Raw genomic sequence first — 22,227 nt, 5'->3', positions numbered from 1 at the left:
AGCGTCCGGATTACAGCGAGCGTTTGAAGTAATGCCCGATCTCGCCGATGATCCCGCGGCGGAAAGTCAGCACACAGACCACGAAGATCACGCCCTGGATCACCGTCACCCACTGGCCGAAGCCGGCGAGATATTGCTGCATGGCGATGATGACGAAGGCGCCGACCACCGGGCCGAACAAGGTGCCGAGGCCGCCGACCAGCGTGATCAGCACGATCTCGCCGGACATCGTCCAGTGTACGTCGGTGAGCGAGGCGTTCTGCGCCACGAACACTTTCAGCGAGCCGGCGAAGCCCGCCAGCGCGCCGGACAGGATGAAGGCCATCAGCTTGTACTGGTCAGTCTTGTAGCCCAGCGAAATCGCGCGCGGCTCGTTCTCGCGGATCGCCTTCAGCACCTCGCCGAACGGCGAGTTGATGGTGCGGTAGATCAAAAGGAAGCCGAGCAGGAAGCCGGCCAGGATCACGTAATACAGCGTGGTCGAATTGGCGAGGTTGAAGATGCCGAACAGCTTGCCCTGCGGGATGCCCTGGATGCCGTCCTCGCCATGGGTGAACGGCGTCTGCAGATAGACGAAGTACAACAGCTGCGACAACGCCAGCGTGATCATGGCGAAGTAAATGCCCTGGCGGCGGATCGCAATCAGCCCGGTGATGACCGCCAGCGCGCCGGCGCCGACGGTGCCGACGAGAATGCCGAGTTCCGGCGACAGCCCCCAGACTTTGAGCGCGTGCGCCGTGAAATAGCCGGCGGTGCCGAGGAACATCGCATGGCCGAACGACAACAACCCGCCGTAGCCGATCAGCAAATTGAAGGCGCAGGCCAGAAGCGCAAAGCACAAGGCCTGCATCACGAAGAACGGATAGACACCGGTCAGCGGCACCACCGCCAGCAACGCGGTCATCAGGACGAACGCGATCATCGCATCGTTGATGCGACGGCGCGGCTGCGGAATGGCGTTTTCAGTAATCGTCGTCATATCAAGCCGCCCGTCCCGTCAGTCCAGAAGGTTTCACCAAGAGCACCAACACCATCAGTACGAAGACCACGGTGTTGGAGGCTTCGGGGTAGAAATATTTGGTCAGGCCCTCAACGATCCCCAGCGCGAAGCCGGTGATGATCGAGCCCATGATCGACCCCATGCCGCCGATCACCACCACCGCGAACACCACGATGATCAGGTCGGCGCCCATCAGGGGACGGACCTGGTTGATCGGCGCCGACAGCACGCCGGCGAGCGCCGCCAGACCGACGCCGAGCCCGTAGGTCAGCGTGATCATTCGGGGAACGTTGATGCCGAAGGCGCGCACCAGGGTCGGGTTCTCGGTCGCGGCGCGCAGATTGGCGCCGAGCCTGGTGCGCTCGATCAGGTACCAGGTGGCGATGCAGACCACGAGAGAGAACACCACTACCCAGCCGCGATAGATCGGCAGGAACATGAATCCGAGATTCATGCCGCCCTTCAGCGCATCGGGGATCGCATAAGGCAGGCCCGAGGAGCCGAAATAGTTCTGGAACACGCCCTGGATGATCAGCGCCAGACCGAAGGTCAACAGCAACCCGTAGAGGTGGTCGAGACTGGCGATCCATTGCAGCATGGTGCGCTCAAGGATCATGCCGAAGATGCCGACAGCCAACGGCGCCAGGATCAGAGCCGGCCAGTAGCCGATGCCGGCGAAATTCAGCAGGAAATACGCCGCGAAGGCGCCCATCATGTAGACCGCGCCATGGGCGAAGTTGATGATGTTGAGCATGCCGAAGATCACGGCGAGGCCGAGACTGAGCAGCGCGTAGAACGAGCCGTTGATAAGCCCGACCAGCAATTGTGCGGACAGCGCCTGGAGATTGATCGACATGTGGTTCTCAGCTCTTGACGTCAGAATGGTGGCGACCGGCAGCGCAACACTGCCGGTCGTTGCGTATTACTTCTTCAGCAGCGCGCAGGTGCTCTTGGCGAGCGGCGTGAAGGCTTCTTCCGCCGGGATCGTGGCGACGGTCTTGTAGTAGTCCCATGGCCCCTTGGATTCGGCGGGCTTCTTCACCTCGAACAGATAGGCCGGGTGGATCTTGCGGCCGTTCGGCTGGATCGAGCCCTTGCCGAACAGCGCGTCATCGGTCGGCATATCCTTCATCTTGGCGACCACCTTGACGCCGTCATGCGGATTGCCGCCGAGCGCTTCCAGCGCCTTGAAGTAATGGATCAGGCTGGAATAGACGCCGGCCTGCGACATGGTCGGGACCTGCTTGTTGCGGATGCGGTCCTGGAAGCGCTTGGAGAAGGCGCGGGTCTGGTCGTTCATGTCCCAGTAGAACGTCTCGGTGAAGCTCAGGCCCTGCGCCACCGGCAGGCCGATGGCGTGCACGTCGGTGATGAACATCAGGAGCGCCGCGAGCTTCTGGCCGCCCTGGATGATGCCGAATTCCGACGCCTGCTTGATCGCATTGGAGGTGTCGCCGCCGGCATTGGCGAGGCCGATCACCTTGGCCTTGGAGGCCTGGGCTTGCAGCAGGAAGGAGGAGAAGTCCGAGGTGTTCAGCGGGTGCTTGACGCCGCCGGCGATCTTGCCGCCATTGGACGTCACGGCCGCGGTGGTGTCACGCTCGAGGGCGGCGCCGAAGGCGTAGTCGGCGGTCAGGAAGAACCAGCTATTGCCGCCGGCCTTGGTCAGCGCCGTGCCGGTGCCGTTGGCGAGCATGAAGGTGTCGTAGGTCCAGTGGATCGTGTTCGGCGAGCACTGCGCGTTGGTCAGGTCGGAGGTGCCGGCGCCCGAATTGAGGAAGACGGCGTTCTTTTCCTTGATGATGTTGTTGACCGCCAGCGCCACGCCCGAATTCGGCACATCGACGATGACATCGACCTTGTCGATGTCGAACCACTGCCGCGCGATGTTGGAGCCGATGTCCGGCTTGTTCTGGTGATCGCCCGAGATCACGTCGATCTTCCAGCCCTTGGTGAGAAGGCCGGAATCTTCCACCGCCATCTGCGCGGCCAGCGTCGAGCCGGGACCGCCGACATCCGAATACAGCCCCGACTGGTCGCTGAGGGAACCGATCTTGACGACCTTGTCCTGAGCGAGGCCCTGGGTAACCGCGCCCAGCAGCAACGCGCTGCCGAGCATCAGCGTCGAAACGGACTTCTTCATTTACTGTTTTCCTTGCCGTCTTTTTTGTAAGATTCACGAATGTCGGGCGGCCGCAGCGCAAGGCTGCGGCCGCAAAAATTGTCAGGTCTTCTTCAGGAGCGGGCAGCTGCTCTTCTCGAGCGGCGTGAACGCCTGGTCTGCCGGAATCGTCGCTACGACCTTCATGTAGTCCCACGGCCCCTTCGACTCTTCGGGTTTCTTCACTTCGAGGAGATAGGCCGGGTGAATCTTGCGGCCGTTCGGCTGGATCGAACCCTTACCGAAAAGAATGTCATCGGTCGGGGTTGCCTTCATCGCCTCGACGATCTTGATGCCGTCACGGGAGTTGCCGCCCATCTTGTCGAGCACCTTGAAGTAATGCAGCAGCGAGCCATAGACGCCAGCCTGCACCATTGTCGGCATAGCCTTGTTCTTCATCTTCTCCTGGAAACGTTTGGAGAAGCCCCGCGTATTTTCGTTCAAATCCCAATAGAAAGACGTCGTGTAATTCAAGCCGGCCGCCGTCTTGAGGCCGAGCGAATGCACGTCGGTGATGAACATAAGCAGGCCGGCGAGCTTCTGGCCGCCCGACGAGATGCCGAATTCCGAGGCCTGCTTGATCGCGTTGATGGTGTCGCCGCCGGCGTTGGCAAGGCCGATCACCTTGGCTTTCGACGATTGCGCCTGCAACAGGAACGAGGAAAAGTCGGCCGAGTTGAGCGGCGGACGAACGCTTCCGACGACCTTGCCGCCAAGCGCGTTGACGGCGTTCGTCGTGTCGCGTTCGAGTGCCGTGCCGAAGGCATAGTCGGCGGTCAGAAAGAACCAGGTGTCGCCGCCATTCTTCGTCAGCGCCGAGCCCGTCCCGTTTGCCAGCATGTAAGTATCATAAGCCCAATGGACGGTGTTCGGCGAGCACTGCGCGTTGCTGAGATCGGACGTGCCGCTCCCGGAATTCAGATAGACGCCATTCTTTTCCTTGACGACGTTGTTGACGGCAAGACCGACCGACGATGTCGGCACGTCCACGATGACGTCGACCTTGTCGCGGTCGAACCACTGCCGCGCGATGTTGACGCCAATGTCCGGCTTGTTCTGATGATCGCCGGAGACGACCTCTATCTTCCAGCCTTTCGCAGTCATGCCGGAATCGTCCGCGGCCATCTGCGCAGCGATCACCGAACCCGGTCCGGTGATGTCAGCATAGAGGCCGGACTGATCGTTCAGAACGCCGATCTTGATGTTCTTGTCCTGCGCCAGCGCGGCGGTTGCCGCACCGAGTCCAACAATGGTGCCGAGCATCAAAGCCGATATTGTTTTTTTCATTATAGCCTCCCTACCCTGTTTTTTGATGGTTGTGGTGCTGGACTGCTTCCTTCGACCCGGTCAGACGCCGAGATAGGTGTGAAGCTTATCCATATTCGCCGACAGCTCTGAATTGGCGAAGCCGTCGATGATCTTGCCGTGCTCGACGACGTAGAAGCGATCCGCGACCGTCGAGGCCCAGCGGAAATTCTGTTCGACCAGCAGGATCGTGAAGCCTTCCGATTTCAGCCGCTGGATGGTGTGACCGATCTGCTGGATGATGACCGGCGCGAGACCTTCGGTCGGCTCGTCAAGCATCAGGAAGCGCGCGCCGGTCCGCAAAATGCGGCCGATCGCCAGCATCTGCTGCTCGCCGCCGGACAGTTTTGTCCCTTGGCTATCCAGCCGTTCCTTGAGGTTCGGAAACAGTTCGAAGATCTGGTCGAGCGAGAGCCCGCCCGGCCGGATGGTCGGCGGCAGCATCAGGTTTTCGCGCACGTCGAGACTGGCGAAGATGCCACGCTCTTCCGGGCAAAATGCCACGCCGAACCTGGCGATCTTGTCAGACTGCGCCTTGATGATCTCCTGACCTTCGAAGTTCACACTGCCGGTGCGCTTGCCGATGATGCCCATGATCGACTTCAGCGTGGTGGTCTTGCCCGCGCCGTTGCGGCCGAGCAGCGTCACCACCTCGCCGGCCTTCACGTTGAAGTTGATGCCATGCAGAATATGCGACTCGCCGTACCACGCCTGCAGGTTTTCCACCGTGAGCACGGTCGCGGCATTCGCCGCGGGCTTCACCGGATCGGCCATTGTCAGATCAACCATGCCCGGCTCCCAGATAGGCTTCCTTGACGCGCTCGTCCTTGGTGAGGTCGGCATAGCTGCCTTCGGCCAGCACCTTGCCGCGCGTCAGAACGGTGATGATGTCGGACAGGTTCGAGACCACGCTCAAATTATGTTCGACCATCAGAATGGTATATTTCGCCGAGATTCGCTTGATCAGGGCGGCGATCTTGTCGATGTCCTCATGGCCCATGCCGGCCATCGGCTCATCGAGCAACATCATTTCGGGATCGAGCGCCAGCGTAGTCGCGATCTCCAGCGCGCGCTTGCGGCCGTAGGGCATTTCCACCGCCGGCGTCTGGATGAACTCGCTGAGGCCGACGTCCTCGAGCAACTCCTCCGCGCGACGGTTGTATTGGTCGAGTACGTTTTTGGAACGCCAGAAGTCGAACGACGCGCCATGCTGACGCTGCAGTGCAACACGAACGTTCTCGAGCGCCGTCAAATGCGGAAACACCGCCGAGATCTGGAACGACCGCACCAGCCCCTGGCGCGCCACGTCGGCCGGCGCCAGCGCGGTGATATCGCGGCCGTTGTACAGAATCTGGCCCGCCGACGGCTTCAGGAACTTGGTGAGAAGATTGAAGCACGTCGTCTTGCCGGCCCCGTTGGGACCGATCAATGCGTGAATGGTGCCCCGTTTGACCTTGAGATTGACGTCGCGGACAGCAAAAAAGCCCGCGAATTCCTTCGTCAATCCGTGGGTTTCAAGAATGAACTCATCGGCCAAGCAGAATTTCCTCCAAGGGCCTTCCCGCGCGTGTCGTCACGGTGGCCATTTTATTTCGAGCGGTCGGGTCCAGGTCCGCTTTGTTCCCAGCCCGCTACCTCTGGCGGAATATGCCGTCAAGCCTGCGATGAACGCAAGGTGCAATGCACCCCATTCCCCGGTCCGTTCGCCGCAGCGAACTTGGTCCTTAGTCGAATGGCGCCGTCGTCCCGCCTCGTATCAGCAAGCGGCGGATCGCGCCGACGCGAAAGCCTCTATTAATTGTATCCAGACAACTTTCGGTAGCGTAATACATTATTGGAGCTTGCCGCCCAAACTATCTGAACTAATCAACAAAAGCGGATTGCAACCGTGGATTTCCAGAGCGCCGACCCATCCGTGGTCAAGTCGATCCGGCAGCGTGATCTGCTGAATTGCTGGCTGCGGCTCTATGCGCGGCAGCATCTTTTACCCGATATCGCCGATTTTCAGCCGACCCGGCTCGACGAGGAACTGCCCGATCTGGTGTACTATCGGGTTGATGACATCCGGCATCCGGTGCGGTTCGTGATCGAGAGCAACGGCACCCGGATGTCCAATGCCTATGGCAGCACCGGCCGCGGCCGATATCTCGACGAATATCTCGGTCCGATCCTCGGACCGATCGTGCTGCCGGTCTATGCAGAATGCGTCCGTTGCGCCCTGCCGATCTACACGATCTCGATGGTCGACGATGTTCACGGCCGCGCCGTCGCCTATGAACGCGTGCTGATGCCGTTCTCCAATGGCGCCGGCGTCAGCCACATCATCGCGTCGCTGAAAACAATCAGCGAGGATGGCGGCTTCGAGATCAGGGATCTGATGCGCGGCCATCTCAGCCTGCCGGTCCCCAGCGTCTGCGTGGTCACCGACAGCAAGCTGTTTCACCGGACGCCGAACTACATCGCTGCCGGCGACGTGGTGGAGATCGTCTGAGCGGATCGGCCTTCGCCCTACTTCAGTTCCTTTTCATAGATCTCGGGCTTGAAGCCGACCAGCAGCCGTCCGCCGAGATCGAGCACCGGGCGCTTGATCATCGACGGCTGCGCCAGCATCAACGCGATCGCGCGGGCCTCGGTGAGGTCCTGCCTGTCGGCTTCGTCGAGCTTGCGGAAGGTGGTGCCGGCGCGGTTCAGCAGCGTTTCCCAACCGACCAGCCCGGCCCAGCCGGCCAGCGTGGCGCGATCGATGCCCGCGGACTTGTAGTCGTGAAATCCATACGCCACGCTGTGGTCGTCGAGCCAGGCGCGCGCCCTCTTCATCGTGTCGCAATTCTTGATGCCGTAGATCGTCATCGTTTTGGCCATGCCCTACCCGCCTTGTTCCTGTCGGATCATCCATCGGACGCACCGGTCGGCAGCGCAAGACCGATATCCCGCTGATCCACATTACAGCGCTCTGCCCATCCTATGGGCTGGCCAAGGTCTATGAGCCGATCTCGGCGCACGACAATCTGCAGCAGCGCATCGCGGCGAATTTCGCGGGCTGAGTTTGCAAGCTGCCTCAAGCTCCATACGCTTGAGACGCTCGGTCACCTCTCCCATAGGGAGAGGCCGAATGTCGGCACGAAGTGACGACATTCGGGTGAGGGGTTAGGAACTTTAGTAGACTGAGAGCCCAGCCCCCTCACCCGCCCCGGCATCGCTTCGCTCTGCCGGGCCGACCTCTCCCCAACGGGGAGAGGTGAAGAGACGGCGCCGTTACGTCGCTCAGTGCGCCAGGATCGCCAGCAGCAGCAGCGCCACGATGTTGGTGATCTTGATCATCGGATTTACCGCGGGGCCCGCCGTGTCCTTGTAGGGATCGCCGACGGTGTCGCCGGTCACCGCGGCCTTGTGGGCCTCGGAGCCCTTGCCGCCGAAATGGCCGTCCTCGATGTATTTCTTGGCATTGTCCCAGGCGCCGCCGCCCGAGGTCATCGAGATCGCCACGAACAGGCCGGTGACGATCACGCCGAGCAGCATCGCGCCGACCGCCGAGAACGCCGCCGACTTGCCGGCCGCGCCGCCGCCGGCAATCGCGTAGATCAGGAAGTAGACCACGACCGGCGACAGCACCGGCAGCAGCGACGGGATGATCATCTCCTTGATCGCGGCCTTGGTCAGCAGATCGACGGCCTTCTTGTAGTCGGGCTTGTCGGTGCCCTGCATGATGCCCGGCTTCTCACGAAACTGCCGGCGCACTTCCTCGACAATCGCCGATGCCGCGCGGCCGACCGCCGTCATGCCCATCGCGCCGAACAGGTAGGGCAACAACCCGCCGAACAGCAGACCGACCACGACGTAAGGGTTATTCAGCGAGAAGTCCGGCAGCACGCCCTGGAAGTACGGATACTTCGCGGCATTGGCGATGAAGAATTTGAGATCCTCATTATACGCCGCGAACAGCACCAGTGCACCCAGACCGGCGGAGCCGATGGCGTAGCCCTTGGTGACCGCCTTGGTGGTGTTGCCGACCGCGTCGAGCGCGTCGGTCGCCTTGCGCACTTCCTTGGGCAATCCGGCCATTTCCGCAATGCCGCCGGCATTGTCGGTGACGGGGCCGAAAGCGTCGAGCGCCACGATCATGCCGGCCAGCGCCAGCATCGTCGTAGTGGCGATCGCGATGCCGAACAGGCCAGCCAGGCTGTACGTCACCAGGATGCCGGCGATGATCACCAGCGCGGGACCCGCGGTGGATTCCATCGAAATGGCGAGGCCCTGGATCACATTGGTGCCGTGGCCGGTGACGGATGAGGCCGCGATCGACTTCACCGGGCGATATTGGGTGCCGGTGTAGTATTCGGTGATCACGATGATCAAAGCCGTCACCACGAGGCCGGCGACGCCGCATTCGAACAGCGCCAGACCGGTGTACTTGACGCCGGCGAGCGGGCCGAAGCCGACCAGCCAGTAGATCACGCCGGCAACGCCGAACAGCGACAACACGCCGGTAGCGATCAGGCCTTTGTAGAGCGCACCCATGATCGACTGACTTGGCCCGAGCTTGACGAAGAAGGTGCCGGCAATCGAGGTCAGGATACAGATGCCGCCGATCGCCAGCGGCAGCGTCATCATGTTGACCAGCAACGGCGAGTTGGCAAAGAAGATCGCTGCCAGCACCATGGTGGCGACCGCGGTCACCGCATAGGTCTCGAACAGGTCGGCCGCCATGCCGGCGCAGTCGCCGACATTGTCGCCGACATTGTCCGCGATGGTGGCGGGATTGCGCGGGTCGTCTTCGGGAATGCCGGCCTCGACCTTGCCGACGAGATCGCCGCCGACGTCGGCGCCCTTGGTGAAGATGCCGCCGCCCAGCCGCGCAAAGATCGAGATCAGCGAGGCGCCGAAGCCGAGCGCCACCAGCGCGTCGACGACGACGCGGCTGTTGGCGGCGTGGCCGAGCACATGGGTGAGATAGGCGAAGTAGATGGTGACGCCGAGCAGCGCCAGACCCGCCACCAGCATGCCGGTAATCGCGCCGGCCTTGAAGGCCAGCTCAAGCCCGCCGGCCAGCGACACGGTCGCGGCCTGCGCGGTGCGGACATTGGCGCGCACCGAGACGTTCATGCCGATGAAGCCGGCGGCGCCCGACAGCACCGACCCGATCACGAAGCCGATCGCGACCAGCGCGCCGAGGAAGTAGTACAGCAGTGCGAAGATAACAACGCCGACGATGGCGATGGTCATGTATTGCCGCTTCAGATAGGCCTGCGCGCCTTCGCGCACCGCCGCTGCAATTTCCTGCATCCGCGCGTTTCCGGCATCCGCCTTCATCACCGATGCCGTCGCCCAGATCGCGTACACGATCGATAGTGCCCCGCAGAGCACAATCACCCACAATGCTGTCATGGAATGCCTCAGTCCTTCCTGCCCCGCGCCCGGTTGAGAGCGCATAAAAGGAGGCCTGCCCGCACGTGAGGACGGCCTCTCGTGCGCCAAGCATGGCAAAATCGCCCCCGCCACGCAACGCTGCCAATGGCTAACACTGCCGCTTTTTTCCCGGTGATTGCAGGCTAGCTGACGCGGGGCCCAAATCGATTGATTCAGGACAAGGCCGCCGTCAGGTGTCGCGATGGCTTGTCAAAAATGACTGTAGGACAGTCGCGACAGGATGAGTTCGGCGCCCTGCGCATCGACGAAGCGCGCCCCTGCTCCCGCCGACACGGTCCCGATGGTGGTAACGGCAATGCCAGCGCGCTGTGCCGCTTCCACGAACGACGACAGTCCGCCCGGCGGAATGGTGCAGAGGATTTCGTAGTCGTCGCCACCGGACATCAGTGTCTCCAGATCAACGATGCCCTGACGGTGCAGTCGCGCCGCCGGCTGCGACAGCGGAATCGCCGACGCTTCGACGGTCGCCGCCACGCCGGATGTCGCCAGCAGTTTGGCAAGGTCGCCGGCAAGACCGTCGGACACGTCCATCGATGCGCTGGCATGGTCGCGCACGGCCTTGGCCAGCGCAGAGCGCGGCTGCGGCACGCGATAGCGCGACACCAGCGCGTCGCGCGCCGGGGTGTCACCGGCCAGCGCCTGCGTCACCGCTCCACCGCGTAGCGCGGCGAGGCCGAGCGCGGCGTCACCGATCGTGCCGGAAACGACCACATGATCGCCGGCAGCAGCACCCGCGCGGCGCACCATTTTCCCGGCCGGCACGCGGCCGAAGGCAGTGATCGAGATCATCAGCGGCCCCGGCGTCGAGACCGTGTCGCCGCCGAGCAGCGCACAGCCGAACGCCGCGGCGTCCTCAGCCAGGCCGCGGGCGAATTCCGAAAGCCAGGCATGGTCGGTGTCGCGCAGCGCCAGCGTCAGCACGAAGCCGGCCGGCATCGCGCCCTTGGCGGCCAGGTCGGACAGATTTACCCGCAATGCTTTTCGCGCGATCGTGTCGGCAGGGTCATCGGAGAGAAAGTGCACGCCCTCGACGATGGCGTCGGTGTTGACGACGATGTCGAAGCCATCCGCCTGCAGCACCGCGGCATCGTCGGTCAGCCCGAACGCGCCGGGATCGGTGGCGAGCGGCTTGAAGTAGCGGGAGATGAGGGAGTCTTCGCCGGAGGCCATGGTGTTATGCACCGTCTGACATGGTTCACTCCGTCATTGCGAGGTCAGGGAAAGCTGGCAGCTTTCCCTTTGACGAAGCGACGCGGCAATCCAGAGGGCCATAAGCGAAGACTGAATTGCTTCGTCGCAAGGGCTCCTCGCAATGACGGCTAGCCCTTCGTAAACTCGTCGGCGCGAAACTGCCGGGCGATCTGGTCGAGCACGGCGTTGACCATGCCGGTCTCGTCGCCCTCGACGAAGGCGTGCGCGACGTCGACATATTCGGAGATGATGACGCGCGCCGGAATGTCCTTGCGGTGCTCCAGCTCGTAGCACCCTGCCCGCATCACCGCGCGCAAAATCGCCTCGATGCGGGCCAGCGGCCAGCCCTTCGACAGCGCGTCGTCGATCAGGGGATCGAGCTTGTTCTGGTCGCGCAGCACGCCCGCTACGACGTCGCGGAAGAACGCTTCCTCGGCCGGCAGATACTGGTCGCCCTCGACCTCGTTGCCGAGCCAGTGGCTCTCGAACTCGGCGAAAATGTCGTTGATCCCCGCGCCGCCGATATCCATCTGGTACAGCGCCTGCACGGCAGCAAGACGAGCCGCGCCGCGCTTGTTGGCCTTCTTCTCGGCCGGCTTGGCGGCGGGTTTCTTGGATGCGGCCTTCTTGATCTCTGCCATCGCTCAGCTCGTCGCCAGACGGCGTTTGATGCGCAGCATCGCCAGCGCGGCCCGCGCGGCGTCGCCGCCCTTGTTCAGCTCGTCGGCGCGGGCGCGCGCCCAGGCCTGCTCGTCATTATTGACGGTGATGATGCCATTGCCGAGCGGCAAGCGCCTGTTGACCGCCAGATCCATCAAGCCGCGCGACGATTCCATCGAGACGATCTCGAAATGGATGGTCTCGCCGCGCACCACGCAGCCTAGCGCGATCGCCGCGTCATAGGGCTCGTCGTTCTTCTCGGCGGCATCCAGCGCGATGGCGATCGCGGCCGGGATCTCCAGCGCACCGGGAACGGTGAGGACGGTGTGGTGCACGCTGGCGGCTTCAAGCTCGCGCACCGCCCCGGCCAGCAGCGCATCCTGGATATCGTCGTAGAAGCGTGCCTCGACAATCAGCACGCGCGCGCCGGAAATGTCGGTCTGGTCGTGCAAGGGGGCGCGTCGCGCGTCTGCCATCGTATTCCGTCTCGAATTGTTTGATTGCGCAGGGTTTTAGGCGCAGCGGCGGCATAAGCCAAGAGCCGAGGCGTCGGCGCGCTATTTCATTTCCGTCAGCCGCGCCGCATAGCGCGCCATCTGGTCGACTTCGAGATTGACCTCGTCGCCCGCCTGCCAGTCGCCAACCGTCGTCACGGTCAGCGTATGCGGGATGATCAGCACCGAAAATGTCACGTCGTCGACGGTATTCACGGTCAGCGATGCGCCATCCAGCGTTACCGAGCCCTTGGTGGCGATGAAGCGTGCCAGCTCGCGGCTGGTGCGCAGCGTGAAGCGCGCCATGTCCGGCAGCTCTTCGCGCGCGACGATGGTGGCGATGCCGTCGACATGGCCGGAGACGATGTGGCCGCCGAGTTCGTCGCCGATCTTCAGCGCACGCTCAAGATTGAGCCGGGTACCCGCCTTCCAGTGCTTCGCGGTGGTCAGGCCGAGCGTCTCGGCGCCGGCATCGACCTCGAACCAGGTGCGGTTGCCGGCCGTGCCGGAGCCGGTCACGGTCAGGCAGACGCCGTTGTGCGAGATCGAGGCGCCGTCCACGATGCTGCTCTGGTCGTAGTGGCTGAGCACGCGCAGCCGGTGCAACTGGCCCTGCGCTTTCGGCGTCAGGGTCTCGATTTCGCCGATGTCGGTGACAATGCCGGTAAACATTTATGCACGCTCATAGATCGTGAGGGTATCATTCTGCAGGGCTTCGCTAGCACGAGCCTTGAAGCGCGGCGACCCGGTGATCGCCGATAGCGGCATTGCGTCCAGCGCCGGCACGCCGCCCTCGCCGATCTCGCGGGCGCCGCGAAACAGCAAGACCTCGTCGACCAGATCGGCTGCCACGAACGATGCCGCGATCCTGGCGCCGCCCTCGACCAGCAGCCGTGTGATCCCCCGGCCCGCCAGCGCGTGCAGCACCGCCGGCAGATCCAGCCCCGCCGGGGAGGTAATGACCGGCGCCCGGATCACCTGGGCGCCGGCGGCTTGCAGCAGCATCGCCGCGGGCGCCTCCGAAAGGCTTGAGGTCACCACCCATAGCGGATGCGCGCGCGCCGAATGCACGAGTTTGGTCTTGCCCGGCAGCCGCAGCGCGCGGTCGAGTACCACCCGAACCGGCGAGCGCGCGGCCATGCCGGGCAGCCGGCAGGTCAGCTCCGGATCGTCGGCAAGCACGGTGCCGATACCGACCAGCACCGCGTCGCATTGCGCGCGCAGCAGATGCACGCGCGCGCGCACGGCCTCGCCGGTCACCGCGAAAGGCTTATGCCCGGCCGCCCCGATCATGCCGTCCGGCGATACTGCGAGTTTCAGGATCACGTGCGGGCGGTGGTCGCGGATGCGGCGGAAATGTCCGGCATGGTCGCGCGCGGCATCCTCCGCGCAGAGTCCGGTATCGACCCGGATGCCGGCGGCGCGCAGTCGGGCATGTCCCTGCCCGGCCACTTCCGGATTGGGATCCTCGATCGCTGACACCACCCGGGCAATGCCCGCCGCGATAATGGCATCCGCGCAGGGCGGCGACTTGCCGAAATGCGAGCACGGCTCCAGCGTCACATACAGCGTCGCGCCGCGGGCGGCGTCGCCGGCCTGCGCCAGCGCCACCGGCTCGCCATGCGGCCGGCCGCCGGGCTTGGTCCAGCCGCGGCCGAGGATCACGCCGTCCTTGACAATCACCGCGCCGACGGCAGGGTTGGGCCAGGTGCGCCCCTGCCCGCGACGGCCGAGCGTCAGCGCGAGCTGCATGAAGCGGCGGTCGGCGGCCTTCGCCTCATTGGATTTTTCGGCATACTGGTCTTCCAGGATGCGAAAGATCATTTGCGCAACGGGATCGGCTTGGGTTCGTTCTTGAGGTCTTCCTCGCCAGACAATTCGCCGAGCACTGCCTCGAAATCCTTGGCCTCGCGAAAATTGCGGTACACCGAGGCGAAGCGGACATAAGCGACATCATCGACGCCGCGCAGGTGCTCCATCACGATCTCGCCGATCGTCTCGGAGGAGATCTCGGCCTCGCCGCCGCTTTCCAGTTCGCGCACGATCGCCGACACCATCTTCTCGACCCGCTCCGGATCGACCGGCCGCTTGCGCAGACTGATCTGCAGCGATCGCACCAGCTTGTCACGATCGAACGGCACGCGGCGGCCGGCGCGCTTTATCACCGTCAACTCGCGCAGCTGCACCCGCTCGAAGGTGGTGAAGCGGAAATTGCAGGTGATGCAGACCCGCCGCCTGCGGATGACGGCGGAATCTTCCGTGGGACGCGAGTCCTTGACCTGCGTATCCAGGCTATTGCAGTTCGGACAACGCATTCCAAAGACCCTTAGTGGACGGACTTACTGATAGATCGGGAAACGGTCGGTAAGTGCCTTGACGCGTTCCTTGACGGCGGCCTCGACCAGCGGCGCGGTGCCGTCGCCGGACTGCGCCACCGCGCTCAGCACTTCGGCGATCATCTCGCCGGTCTGCTTGAACTCGGCGATGCCGAAGCCGCGCGTGGTGGCCGCCGGCGTGCCGAGACGGATGCCCGACGTGACCCACGGCTTCTCGGGGTCATAGGGCACGCCGTTCTTGTTACAGGTGATGCCGGCGCGAACCAGCGCCTTCTCCGACACGTTGCCTTTCAGGCCCTTGGGTCGCAGGTCGACCAGCATCAGATGGTTGTCGGTGCCGCCGGAGACGATGTCGTAGCCCTGCGCGCGCAGCGTTTCGGCCAGCGCGCGGGCATTCTCGACGACGTTCTTGGCGTAGACCTTGAAGTCCGGCTGCAGCGCCTCCTTGAAGGCCACGGCCTTGGCGGCGATGACATGCATCAAGGGCCCGCCCTGCAGGCCCGGGAAGATCGCCGAATTGAACTTCTTGGCCAGCGCCTCGTCATTGGTGAGAATCAACCCGCCGCGCGGGCCGCGCAGCGACTTGTGCGTTGTGGTGGTGGTGACGTGGGCGTAAGGCACCGGCGAGGCATGCACGCCGCCGGCGACGAGGCCGGCGAAATGAGCCATGTCGACCAGCAGGTAGGCGCCGACGCTGTCGGCGATCTCGCGGAAGCGCTTGAAGTCCCAGCTACGCGAATAGGCCGAGCCGCCGGCAATGATCAGCTTCGGCTTGACCTCCTCGGCCTGCCTGGCGATGGCATCCATGTCGAGCAGCTGGTCGTCCTGCCGCACGGTGTAGTGCGCCGGCTTGAACCACTTGCCGGACATGTTGACCGGCGAGCCGTGCGTCAGATGGCCGCCGGCGGCGAGGTCGAGGCCCATGAAGGTGTCGCCGGGCTGCAACAGCGCCAGGAACACCGCCTGGTTCATCTGGCTGCCGGAGTTTGGCTGCACATTGGCAAAGCCGGCGCCGAACAGCTTCTTGGCGCGCTCGATCGCCAGGTTCTCGGCGATATCGACGAACTCGCAGCCGCCATAATAGCGCGCGCCCGGATAACCCTCGGCATATTTGTTGGTCATCACCGAGCCCTGCGCTTCCATCACGGCGCGGCTGACGATGTTCTCCGAGGCGATCAGCTCGATCTCGTGGCGCTGGCGGCCAAGCTCGCCCTTGATCGCCGCGGCGATCTCCGGATCGGTGTCGGCGATGGTGGCGGTGAAGAACGAGTCGGGCGCGGAAGCGCTGTGGGCCGAAGACGTCATGGGCGAATATCTCCACCGCCGCAGCCTGTTGCAGGGTACGGGCGGTCACGGGTGGCGATCAGAAGCGGCGCACGCGGAATACCATATCTGGCCGGTTTGGCCAAGGTTTTGAGCCGAACGGGCAAGATTTAGGCAGGTGGTACGCCTGTAGCCCGGATAAGGCGACGACATCCGGGCTACGGACTTACATATTCAGGGCGATGCCGTAGGCATCCAGCACGGCTTCCTTCATCGTCTCCGAGATCGTCGGATGCGGGAAGATGGTGTGGAACAGCTCTTCCTCGGTGGTTTCGAGGTTCATCGCGACGACAAAGCCCTGGATCAGCTCGGTGACTTCGGTGCCGACCAGATGCGCGCCGAGGAGCTGGCCGGTCTTCTTGTCGAAAATCACCTTGGCCATGCCCTGGTCCTCGCCCATCGCGATCGCCTTGCCGTTGGCCGTGAACGGGAAGCGGCCGACGCGGATCTCGCGGCCGCTCTCCTTGGCTTTCGCCTCGGTGAGGCCGACGGAGGCGATCTGCGGGTGGCAGTAGGTGCAGCCGGGAATGAGCAGCTTGTCCATCGGGTGCGGGTGCAGGCCCTTGATGGCCTCGACGCAGATCACGCCCTCATGCTCGGCCTTGTGCGCCAGCATCGGGGGACCGGCGACGTCGCCGATGGCGTAGATGCCGGGCACGTTGGTCTTGCCGTAACCGTCGATCACGATGCAGCCACGCTCGGTTTTCACGCCGAGCTTCTCGAGGCCGAAGCCCTCGATGTTGCCGACCACGCCGACCGCGGAAATCACCCGGTCGAATTCCTGCGTCACCGGCTTCTTGCCATCGTCGATGGTGGCGACGACACTGTCGGCCTTCTTGTCGAGCTTGGTCACCTTGGTGTTGACGAGCATCTTGATGCCCTGCTTCTCGAACTGCTTGCGCGCAAAGGCGGCGATCTCGGCGTCCTCCACCGGCAGCACCTGCGGCAGCACTTCGACGACCGTCACGTCGGCGCCCATGGTGCGATAGAACGACGCGAACTCGATGCCGATCGCGCCGGAGCCGACCACCAGCAGCGACTTCGGCATGCGGTCGGGGTTCATCGCCTCGAAATAGGTCCAGACCAGCTTCTTGTCGGGCTCGAGACCCGGCAGCACCCGCGGTCGCGCGCCGGTGGCGACGATGATGTGCTTGGCGGTGTAGCTGCCCTCGCCCAGCGAGCCCTTCGGCGCCTCGGCCTCGGCCTTCTTCACGGTGAACTTGCCCGGCGCGTCCAGCGTGGCATCGCCCCAGATGATGGCGATCTTGTTCTTCTTCATCAGATATTCGACGCCGCCATTGAGCCGCTTCACGACGCCGCGCGAGCGCGCGATCACCGCCTTGATGTCGAACGAGATGTTGTCGCAGGACAGGCCATAGTCCTTGGCATGCTGCATGTAGTGATAGATCTCCGCCGAGCGCAGCAGCGCCTTGGTCGGAATGCAGCCCCAGTTGTTGCAGATGCCGCCGAGATGCTTCTTCTCGACGATCGCCGTCTTGAAGCCGAGCTGCGCGGCGCGGATCGCCGTCACATATCCGCCGGGACCGGATCCGATCACGACGACGTCAAAAGAATTATCGGCCATGTTCTTCTCTGCTCTTTCTTCCCTCTCCCCTTGTGGGAGAGGGGGGATGCGCGCCGCCAGGCGCGCAGACGGGTGAGGGGGAGGTCGAGGCGACGTCGATGATCATTTCGAGTACCGCCTGCGGCCGCGCCAGAACGTCGTTATTCCAGAAACGTAAAACGCGAAAACCGCGCTCCGACGAATCGTAGTCGCGCCGCTTGTCGTCTTCGCTTTCCGCATGCTGGCTACCATCGGCTTCGACAACCAAACGATGTTCGAACGATACGAAATCAACGATCCAGGGGCCAATCGGTACCTGACGGCGAAATTTCAAACTTGCAAGGCGGCGAGAACGTAGCAGTCGCCACAGTTGTTTCTCCGCCTCGGTCGCATTGGCGCGGAGGGTCTTGGCGAAGGTGCGTTTCTGCTTCGGTACGGCTTGGCGCATACCCCTCACCCGTCTCGACCGCTACGCGGTCGATCCACCCTCTCCCACCCGGCGAAGCTTCGCTTCGCCTTGGGGAGAGGGAAGGAAGACAGAACTACACCACCATCATCACCGGATTTTCGATCAGTCTCTTGAACGCCGTGATCAGTTCGGCGCCGAGCGCGCCGTCGATGGCGCGGTGGTCGCAGGACAGCGTGACGCTCATCATCGTCGCGGCCACGATCTGGCCGCCGCGCACCACCGCGCGCTCCTCGCCGGTGCCGACCGCCAGGATTGAGGACTGCGGCGGATTGATCACGGCGGTGAAGTCCTTGATGCCGAACATGCCGAGATTGGACACCGAGGTCGCGCCGCCCTGATATTCGTTCGGCTTCAGCTTCTTGGACCTGGCGCGTGCGGCCAACTCCTTCATCTCGTTGGAGATCGCCGAAATCGACTTGATCTCGGCCTGGCGGATGATCGGCGTGATCAGGCCGAACGGCAAAGCGACAGCGACGCCGATGTCGGAATGCTTGTGACGGAGCATCGCGGATTCCGTCCACGACACGTTGGCTTCCGGCACCTTCTGCAGCGCGACCGCCATGGCCTTGATGACGAAATCGTTGACCGACAATTTGTAGAGCGGCTTGCCGTCCTTGTCCTTGCCGGCGGCGGCGTTGATTTCCTCGCGCGCGGAGGAGAGCTTGCCGAGATCGCAATCGACGGTGAGATAAAACGTCGGCATCGAATTGACGGCCGCGGTCAGACGCTGGGCGATGGTCCGGCGCATCGAATCGTGCGGCACGCTCTCGTAGTCGCCCTGCTGGTACAGGCCGAGAATTTGCTGATCGGACATCGCCGGCGCGATAGCGCCGCCGGGCGCGACGGTCGGCAAGGCCGGCGACGCGCCAGCCGCCGGAGCCTTCAGGCCGCCGCCAGTCTTGGCCTTCTCGACGTCGGCCTTGATGACGCGGCCGTGCGGGCCGGAGCCATTGATGCGGCCGATCTCGATGCCGGCGTCCTTGGCCAGACGCTTGGCCAGGGGCGATGCAAACACGCGATCGCCAGTCAGGCCGTTGGTGACGACATTGCCGGCTGAAGCCGGTGCTGCAGCCTTGGCCGGCGCGGGCGCTGCAGCCTTCTCGGCGGGTGCCGGCGCTGCGGCGGACTTTGGCGCTTCCTTGGCGGCTTCCTTTGGCGCTTCGGCGGCAGCTGCAGGCTTCGGCTTCTCGGTCGAGCCGCCTGCCCCAGCCGCCTTCACGTCCTCGCCGTCGGTGGCCAGCACCGCGATGATCGCATTCACCGCCACGTCCTGGGTGCCTTCCGGCACCAGGATTTTCGCGATCGTGCCCTCGTCGACGGCTTCGACTTCCATCGTCGCCTTGTCGGTCTCGATCTCGGCGATCACGTCGCCGGACTTGACCGCGTCGCCCTCTTTCTTGAGCCACTTGGAGAGGTTGCCCTTCTCCATCGTGGGCGACAGCGCGGGCATCAGAATGTTGATTGGCATTGTCAGTGACCTTGTTGCGACCGCGTCGTGGTGTTGCCCACGTCGGTCGGCCGCGCGATTTCAGCGTCAAACATATCGACGATGCGCGCCAGCGCCTCGTCCTCGGAATAGTCGCTCTCGCGCGCATAAGCGCGCGCGGCGTGGCGGGCGATGTCGACCAGCAGCATGCCCCACATGTCGGGCTCCTCGAAGGCGCGGGTGAACGCGATCGACAGGCCACCGTCGACCACGAAGGCGCGAAGCACCTCGACGGCCTCTTCGCGGCCGACGACATCGGGGGGAAGCGGCTGTTCCTTGGGCCCGGCCATCAGATCACCGATAGCAGACGGCTTTGGCGGCCGTGACGACATCGGCGACCGACGGCAGCGCGAGCTTTTCGAGATTGGCGGCGTAGGGCATCGGCACGTCCTTGCCGGAGACACGGCCGACCGGCGCGTCGAGATAGTCGAACGCCTGCTCCATGATGCGGGCGGCGACTTCGGCGCCGACGCCGGACTGCTGCCAGCCCTCCTCCACCGTCACCGCGCGGCCGGTCTTCTTGACCGACTCGATGATGGTTTCAGTGTCGAGCGGACGCAGCGTGCGCAGGTCGATCACCTCCGCCTCGATGCCTTCCTTGGCGAGTTCTTCGGCGGCCTTCAGCGCGTAGTTCATGCCGTTCGACCACGAGATCAAGGTGACGTCCTTGCCCTTGCGGGCGATCTTCGCCTTGCCGATCGGCACAATGTAGTCGTCAAGCTTCGGCACTTCGCCGGTGTGGCCGTAGAGCATCTCGTTTTCGAGGAACACCACGGGGTTCTTGTCGCGGATCGCGGATTTCAACAGGCCCTTGAAGTCGGCCGCGGTGTGCGGCGCGACCACCTTGAGGCCGGGGATCTGCGAGTACCAGGCCGAGTAGTCCTGGCTGTGCTGCGCGCCGACGCGGGCGGCGGCGCCGTTGGGGCCGCGGAACACGATCTGCGCGGTCATCTGGCCGCCCGACATGTACAGCGTCTTGGCGGCAGAGTTGATGATCTGGTCGATCGCCTGCATGGCGAAGTTGAAGGTCATGAACTCCACGATCGGCTTCAGCCCGGACATCGCCGCACCGACGCCGACGCCGGCAAAGCCGTGTTCGGTGATCGGGGTGTCGATGACGCGGCGGGCGCCGAATTCCTGCAGCAGGCCCTGGGTGACCTTGTAGGCGCCCTGATACTCGGCGACTTCCTCGCCCATGATGAAGACGTCTTCGTCACGGCGCATCTCTTCGGCCATCGCGTCGCGCAGCGCTTCGCGGATGGTCATGGTCACCATCTCGGTGCCTTCCGGAATTTCCGGATCCTGCTCGATGACCGAGACCGGCGCGGTAGGAGCCGTAGCAGGTTCTTCCTTCGGTGCAGGCGCGGACTTGGCGTCGGCCGCCGGCGGCGCGGACTCTGCGGCCTGCTCCTGCTTGGCAGGTGCCGGCTCGGCGGAAGCATCCTCGCCGTCAGCCAGAATGGTGGCGATCGGCGTGTTGACCGCGACGTCTTGGGTGCCTTCGGCGACCAGGATCTTGCCGAGCGTGCCCTCGTCGGTCGCCTCGACTTCCATCGTCGCTTTATCGGTCTCGATTTCGGCGATCACGTCGCCGGACTTGATGACATCGCCTTCCTTCTTCAACCACTTGGAGAGGTTGCCCTTCTCCATGGTCGGGGACAGCGCGGGCATCAGCACTTGAATGGCCATAGTAACTCCAGATCGACTGTAAGCTGCGCGCTTAGCGATAAATATCGGTGTAAAGTTCGGACGCATCCGGCTCGGGATCGTGCTGCGCGAACTCCGCCGCTTCATTGACGATGTCGCGGACTTCCGCGTCGATCGCCTTGAGATCCGCCTCGGAGACCTTCTCCGCCAGCAGGCGGTTGCGGACCTGCTCGATCGGGTCCTGGTCGTGGCGGACTTTGTCGACTTCCTCGCGGGTGCGGTACTTGGCGGGATCCGACATCGAATGGCCGCGGTAACGATAGGTCTGCATCTCCAGAATGTAGGGACCCTTGCCTTCGCGACACCAGGCAACCGCCTTGTCGCCGGCGGCCTTGACGGCGCGAACATCCATGCCGTCGACCTGCTCGCCGGGAATGTTGAACGAGATGCCGCGCTTCGAGAAGTCGGTCTGCGCCGAAGAGCGCATCACCGAGGTACCCATCGCGTAGCGGTTGTTCTCGATGATGTAGATCACCGGCAGCTTCCACAGCTCCGCCATGTTGAAGCTCTCATAGACCTGGCCCTGGTTCGAAGCGCCGTCGCCGAAGTAGGCAAGGCTTACGAAATCATTGCCGCGGTAGCGGTTGGCGAAAGCGAGGCCCGTGCCGAGCGACACCTGCGCGCCGACGATGCCGTGTCCGCCGAAGAAATTCTTCTCCCGGCTGAACATGTGCATCGAGCCGCCCTTACCCTTGGAATAGCCGCCGCGGCGTCCCGTGAGTTCGGCCATGACGCCCTTGGCGTCCATGCCGCAGGCCAGCATGTGGCCGTGGTCGCGGTAGCCGGTGATCACCTGATCGCCCTGCTTCAGCGCCATCTGCATGCCGACGACGATGGCCTCCTGGCCGATATACAGATGACAGAAGCCGCCGATGGCGCCCATGCCGTAAAGCTGCCCGGCCTTCTCCTCGAAACGCCGGATCAGCAGCATGTCGCGCAGCGCCTGCATCTCCTGCTCGCGTCTGAAATCGGGCGGTGACGACTGGGTGGCGCCATTGCCCGTTGCCTGCCCTGCGGGAGCGACGCTTTTCTTCGGTGCGGCCATAAGGATTCCGGATGCGAGAGTGAATGGCCCTCTCTACTCCATCATTCTGCGGTGTGAAA

General features: G+C 63.7%; 22 protein-coding genes. 1 reads left to right on the top strand and 21 read right to left on the bottom strand.

All coding sequences use genetic code 11. The annotated features are described in order from the left end of the window. Positions 1-10 precede the first annotated feature (10 nt). The 6 genes from FNL56_RS14675 to FNL56_RS14650 form a co-directional block, all read right to left on the bottom strand. The gene (locus FNL56_RS14675) at positions 11-979 is read right to left on the bottom strand and encodes a branched-chain amino acid ABC transporter permease (protein ID WP_143577945.1); all 969 of its coding nucleotides are present in this window, start codon (positions 977-979) and stop codon (positions 11-13) included. A gap of 1 nt (position 980) precedes the next feature. Then, on the bottom strand, positions 981-1,856 hold the full coding sequence (locus FNL56_RS14670) for a branched-chain amino acid ABC transporter permease (RefSeq protein ID WP_143573510.1): 876 nt from the start codon (positions 1,854-1,856) through the stop codon (positions 981-983). A 66-nt stretch (positions 1,857-1,922) separates the two neighbouring features. Further along, positions 1,923-3,143 (bottom strand): ABC transporter substrate-binding protein, encoded by a 1,221-nt coding sequence (locus tag FNL56_RS14665; RefSeq protein ID WP_143573509.1) that lies wholly within the window; start codon positions 3,141-3,143, stop codon positions 1,923-1,925. Positions 3,144-3,224: 81 nt separating this feature from the next. Continuing rightward, complete coding sequence (locus FNL56_RS14660) at positions 3,225-4,448, bottom strand: ABC transporter substrate-binding protein (protein ID WP_143573507.1); 1,224 nt, start codon at positions 4,446-4,448, stop codon at positions 3,225-3,227. A 60-nt stretch (positions 4,449-4,508) separates the two neighbouring features. Then, positions 4,509-5,240 (bottom strand): ABC transporter ATP-binding protein, encoded by a 732-nt coding sequence (locus tag FNL56_RS14655; RefSeq protein ID WP_441351298.1) that lies wholly within the window; start codon positions 5,238-5,240, stop codon positions 4,509-4,511. 7 nt (positions 5,241-5,247) lie between these two features. Next, entirely contained in the window at positions 5,248-6,003 is a 756-nt protein-coding gene (locus FNL56_RS14650) for an ABC transporter ATP-binding protein (protein WP_143573503.1), read from the bottom strand. Between the two features lie 351 nt (positions 6,004-6,354). Between FNL56_RS14650 and FNL56_RS14645 the strand changes: the two genes are divergently transcribed. Beyond that, complete coding sequence (locus FNL56_RS14645) at positions 6,355-6,957, top strand: hypothetical protein (protein WP_143582115.1); 603 nt, start codon at positions 6,355-6,357, stop codon at positions 6,955-6,957. A gap of 17 nt (positions 6,958-6,974) precedes the next feature. Here FNL56_RS14645 and FNL56_RS14640 read toward each other — a convergent pair whose 3' ends face one another. The 15 genes from FNL56_RS14640 to pdhA form a co-directional block, all read right to left on the bottom strand. Further along, positions 6,975-7,328: an ArsC family reductase gene (locus FNL56_RS14640; protein ID WP_143573500.1), complete on the bottom strand. Its 354-nt coding sequence runs from the start codon at positions 7,326-7,328 to the stop codon at positions 6,975-6,977. A 402-nt stretch (positions 7,329-7,730) separates the two neighbouring features. Then, positions 7,731-9,851: a sodium-translocating pyrophosphatase gene (locus tag FNL56_RS14635; protein WP_143573498.1), complete on the bottom strand. Its 2,121-nt coding sequence runs from the start codon at positions 9,849-9,851 to the stop codon at positions 7,731-7,733. A 231-nt stretch (positions 9,852-10,082) separates the two neighbouring features. Next, positions 10,083-11,063 (bottom strand): thiamine-phosphate kinase, encoded by a 981-nt coding sequence (gene thiL, locus FNL56_RS14630; RefSeq protein ID WP_143573497.1) that lies wholly within the window; start codon positions 11,061-11,063, stop codon positions 10,083-10,085. A gap of 149 nt (positions 11,064-11,212) precedes the next feature. Further along, positions 11,213-11,725, bottom strand: a complete 513-nt coding sequence (nusB, locus tag FNL56_RS14625; protein ID WP_143573495.1) for a transcription antitermination factor NusB — start codon at positions 11,723-11,725, stop codon at positions 11,213-11,215. 3 nt (positions 11,726-11,728) lie between these two features. Continuing rightward, positions 11,729-12,220 (bottom strand): 6,7-dimethyl-8-ribityllumazine synthase, encoded by a 492-nt coding sequence (ribH, locus tag FNL56_RS14620; protein ID WP_143573494.1) that lies wholly within the window; start codon positions 12,218-12,220, stop codon positions 11,729-11,731. Between the two features lie 81 nt (positions 12,221-12,301). After that, entirely contained in the window at positions 12,302-12,910 is a 609-nt protein-coding gene (locus FNL56_RS14615; RefSeq protein ID WP_143573492.1) for a riboflavin synthase, read from the bottom strand. Beyond that, positions 12,911-14,062 (bottom strand): bifunctional diaminohydroxyphosphoribosylaminopyrimidine deaminase/5-amino-6-(5-phosphoribosylamino)uracil reductase RibD, encoded by a 1,152-nt coding sequence (gene ribD / locus FNL56_RS14610; RefSeq protein ID WP_143573491.1) that lies wholly within the window; start codon positions 14,060-14,062, stop codon positions 12,911-12,913. Then, a complete protein-coding gene (nrdR, locus tag FNL56_RS14605; RefSeq protein WP_143573489.1) occupies positions 14,059-14,553 on the bottom strand; it encodes a transcriptional regulator NrdR in 495 nt (164 codons plus the stop codon). Before nrdR ends, ribD begins: the two co-directional genes overlap by 4 nt. Before the next feature lie 24 nt (positions 14,554-14,577). After that, complete coding sequence (gene glyA / locus FNL56_RS14600; RefSeq protein ID WP_143573487.1) at positions 14,578-15,879, bottom strand: serine hydroxymethyltransferase; 1,302 nt, start codon at positions 15,877-15,879, stop codon at positions 14,578-14,580. 184 nt (positions 15,880-16,063) lie between these two features. Then, the gene (gene lpdA / locus FNL56_RS14595; RefSeq protein WP_143573485.1) at positions 16,064-17,482 is read right to left on the bottom strand and encodes a dihydrolipoyl dehydrogenase; all 1,419 of its coding nucleotides are present in this window, start codon (positions 17,480-17,482) and stop codon (positions 16,064-16,066) included. After that, positions 17,472-17,909 (bottom strand): endonuclease domain-containing protein, encoded by a 438-nt coding sequence (locus tag FNL56_RS14590; RefSeq protein WP_143573483.1) that lies wholly within the window; start codon positions 17,907-17,909, stop codon positions 17,472-17,474. The genes lpdA and FNL56_RS14590 overlap by 11 nt, the downstream gene beginning before the upstream one ends. A 94-nt stretch (positions 17,910-18,003) precedes the next feature. Then, a complete protein-coding gene (locus tag FNL56_RS14585; RefSeq protein WP_143573481.1) occupies positions 18,004-19,398 on the bottom strand; it encodes a pyruvate dehydrogenase complex dihydrolipoamide acetyltransferase in 1,395 nt (464 codons plus the stop codon). A 2-nt stretch (positions 19,399-19,400) separates the two neighbouring features. Further along, entirely contained in the window at positions 19,401-19,706 is a 306-nt protein-coding gene (locus FNL56_RS14580; protein WP_143573479.1) for a DUF5076 domain-containing protein, read from the bottom strand. Between the two features lie 4 nt (positions 19,707-19,710). Beyond that, complete coding sequence (locus FNL56_RS14575) at positions 19,711-21,105, bottom strand: pyruvate dehydrogenase complex E1 component subunit beta (protein ID WP_143573478.1); 1,395 nt, start codon at positions 21,103-21,105, stop codon at positions 19,711-19,713. Positions 21,106-21,136: 31 nt separating this feature from the next. Further along, complete coding sequence (pdhA, locus tag FNL56_RS14570) at positions 21,137-22,168, bottom strand: pyruvate dehydrogenase (acetyl-transferring) E1 component subunit alpha (protein WP_143573476.1); 1,032 nt, start codon at positions 22,166-22,168, stop codon at positions 21,137-21,139. Positions 22,169-22,227: the final 59 nt, after the last annotated feature.

The organism is Tardiphaga sp. vice304 (assembly GCF_007018905.1).
GTDB lineage: Bacteria > Pseudomonadota > Alphaproteobacteria > Rhizobiales > Xanthobacteraceae > Tardiphaga.
This window is presented reverse-complemented; position numbering and strand designations above follow the sequence as displayed.

What these genes read in the sequence shown, in the direction of transcription:
- FNL56_RS14675 (WP_143577945.1), bottom strand. Translation starts at nt 979, where the DNA reads ATGACGACGATTACTGAAAACGCCATTCCGCAGCCGCGCCGTCGCATC.
- FNL56_RS14670 (WP_143573510.1), bottom strand. Translation starts at nt 1,856, where the DNA reads ATGTCGATCAATCTCCAGGCGCTGTCCGCACAATTGCTGGTCGGGCTT.
- FNL56_RS14665 (WP_143573509.1), bottom strand. Translation starts at nt 3,143, where the DNA reads ATGAAGAAGTCCGTTTCGACGCTGATGCTCGGCAGCGCGTTGCTGCTG.
- FNL56_RS14660 (WP_143573507.1), bottom strand. Translation starts at nt 4,448, where the DNA reads ATGAAAAAAACAATATCGGCTTTGATGCTCGGCACCATTGTTGGACTC.
- FNL56_RS14655 (WP_441351298.1), bottom strand. Translation starts at nt 5,240, where the DNA reads ATGGCCGATCCGGTGAAGCCCGCGGCGAATGCCGCGACCGTGCTCACG.
- FNL56_RS14640 (WP_143573500.1), bottom strand. Translation starts at nt 7,328, where the DNA reads ATGGCCAAAACGATGACGATCTACGGCATCAAGAATTGCGACACGATG.
- FNL56_RS14635 (WP_143573498.1), bottom strand. Translation starts at nt 9,851, where the DNA reads ATGACAGCATTGTGGGTGATTGTGCTCTGCGGGGCACTATCGATCGTG.
- thiL (WP_143573497.1), bottom strand. Translation starts at nt 11,063, where the DNA reads ATGGCCTCCGGCGAAGACTCCCTCATCTCCCGCTACTTCAAGCCGCTC.
- nusB (WP_143573495.1), bottom strand. Translation starts at nt 11,725, where the DNA reads ATGGCAGAGATCAAGAAGGCCGCATCCAAGAAACCCGCCGCCAAGCCG.
- ribH (WP_143573494.1), bottom strand. Translation starts at nt 12,220, where the DNA reads ATGGCAGACGCGCGACGCGCCCCCTTGCACGACCAGACCGACATTTCC.
- FNL56_RS14615 (WP_143573492.1), bottom strand. Translation starts at nt 12,910, where the DNA reads ATGTTTACCGGCATTGTCACCGACATCGGCGAAATCGAGACCCTGACG.
- ribD (WP_143573491.1), bottom strand. Translation starts at nt 14,062, where the DNA reads ATGATCTTTCGCATCCTGGAAGACCAGTATGCCGAAAAATCCAATGAG.
- nrdR (WP_143573489.1), bottom strand. Translation starts at nt 14,553, where the DNA reads ATGCGTTGTCCGAACTGCAATAGCCTGGATACGCAGGTCAAGGACTCG.
- glyA (WP_143573487.1), bottom strand. Translation starts at nt 15,879, where the DNA reads ATGACGTCTTCGGCCCACAGCGCTTCCGCGCCCGACTCGTTCTTCACC.
- lpdA (WP_143573485.1), bottom strand. Translation starts at nt 17,482, where the DNA reads ATGGCCGATAATTCTTTTGACGTCGTCGTGATCGGATCCGGTCCCGGC.
- FNL56_RS14590 (WP_143573483.1), bottom strand. Translation starts at nt 17,909, where the DNA reads ATGCGCCAAGCCGTACCGAAGCAGAAACGCACCTTCGCCAAGACCCTC.
- FNL56_RS14585 (WP_143573481.1), bottom strand. Translation starts at nt 19,398, where the DNA reads ATGCCAATCAACATTCTGATGCCCGCGCTGTCGCCCACGATGGAGAAG.
- FNL56_RS14580 (WP_143573479.1), bottom strand. Translation starts at nt 19,706, where the DNA reads ATGGCCGGGCCCAAGGAACAGCCGCTTCCCCCCGATGTCGTCGGCCGC.
- FNL56_RS14575 (WP_143573478.1), bottom strand. Translation starts at nt 21,105, where the DNA reads ATGGCCATTCAAGTGCTGATGCCCGCGCTGTCCCCGACCATGGAGAAG.
- pdhA (WP_143573476.1), bottom strand. Translation starts at nt 22,168, where the DNA reads ATGGCCGCACCGAAGAAAAGCGTCGCTCCCGCAGGGCAGGCAACGGGC.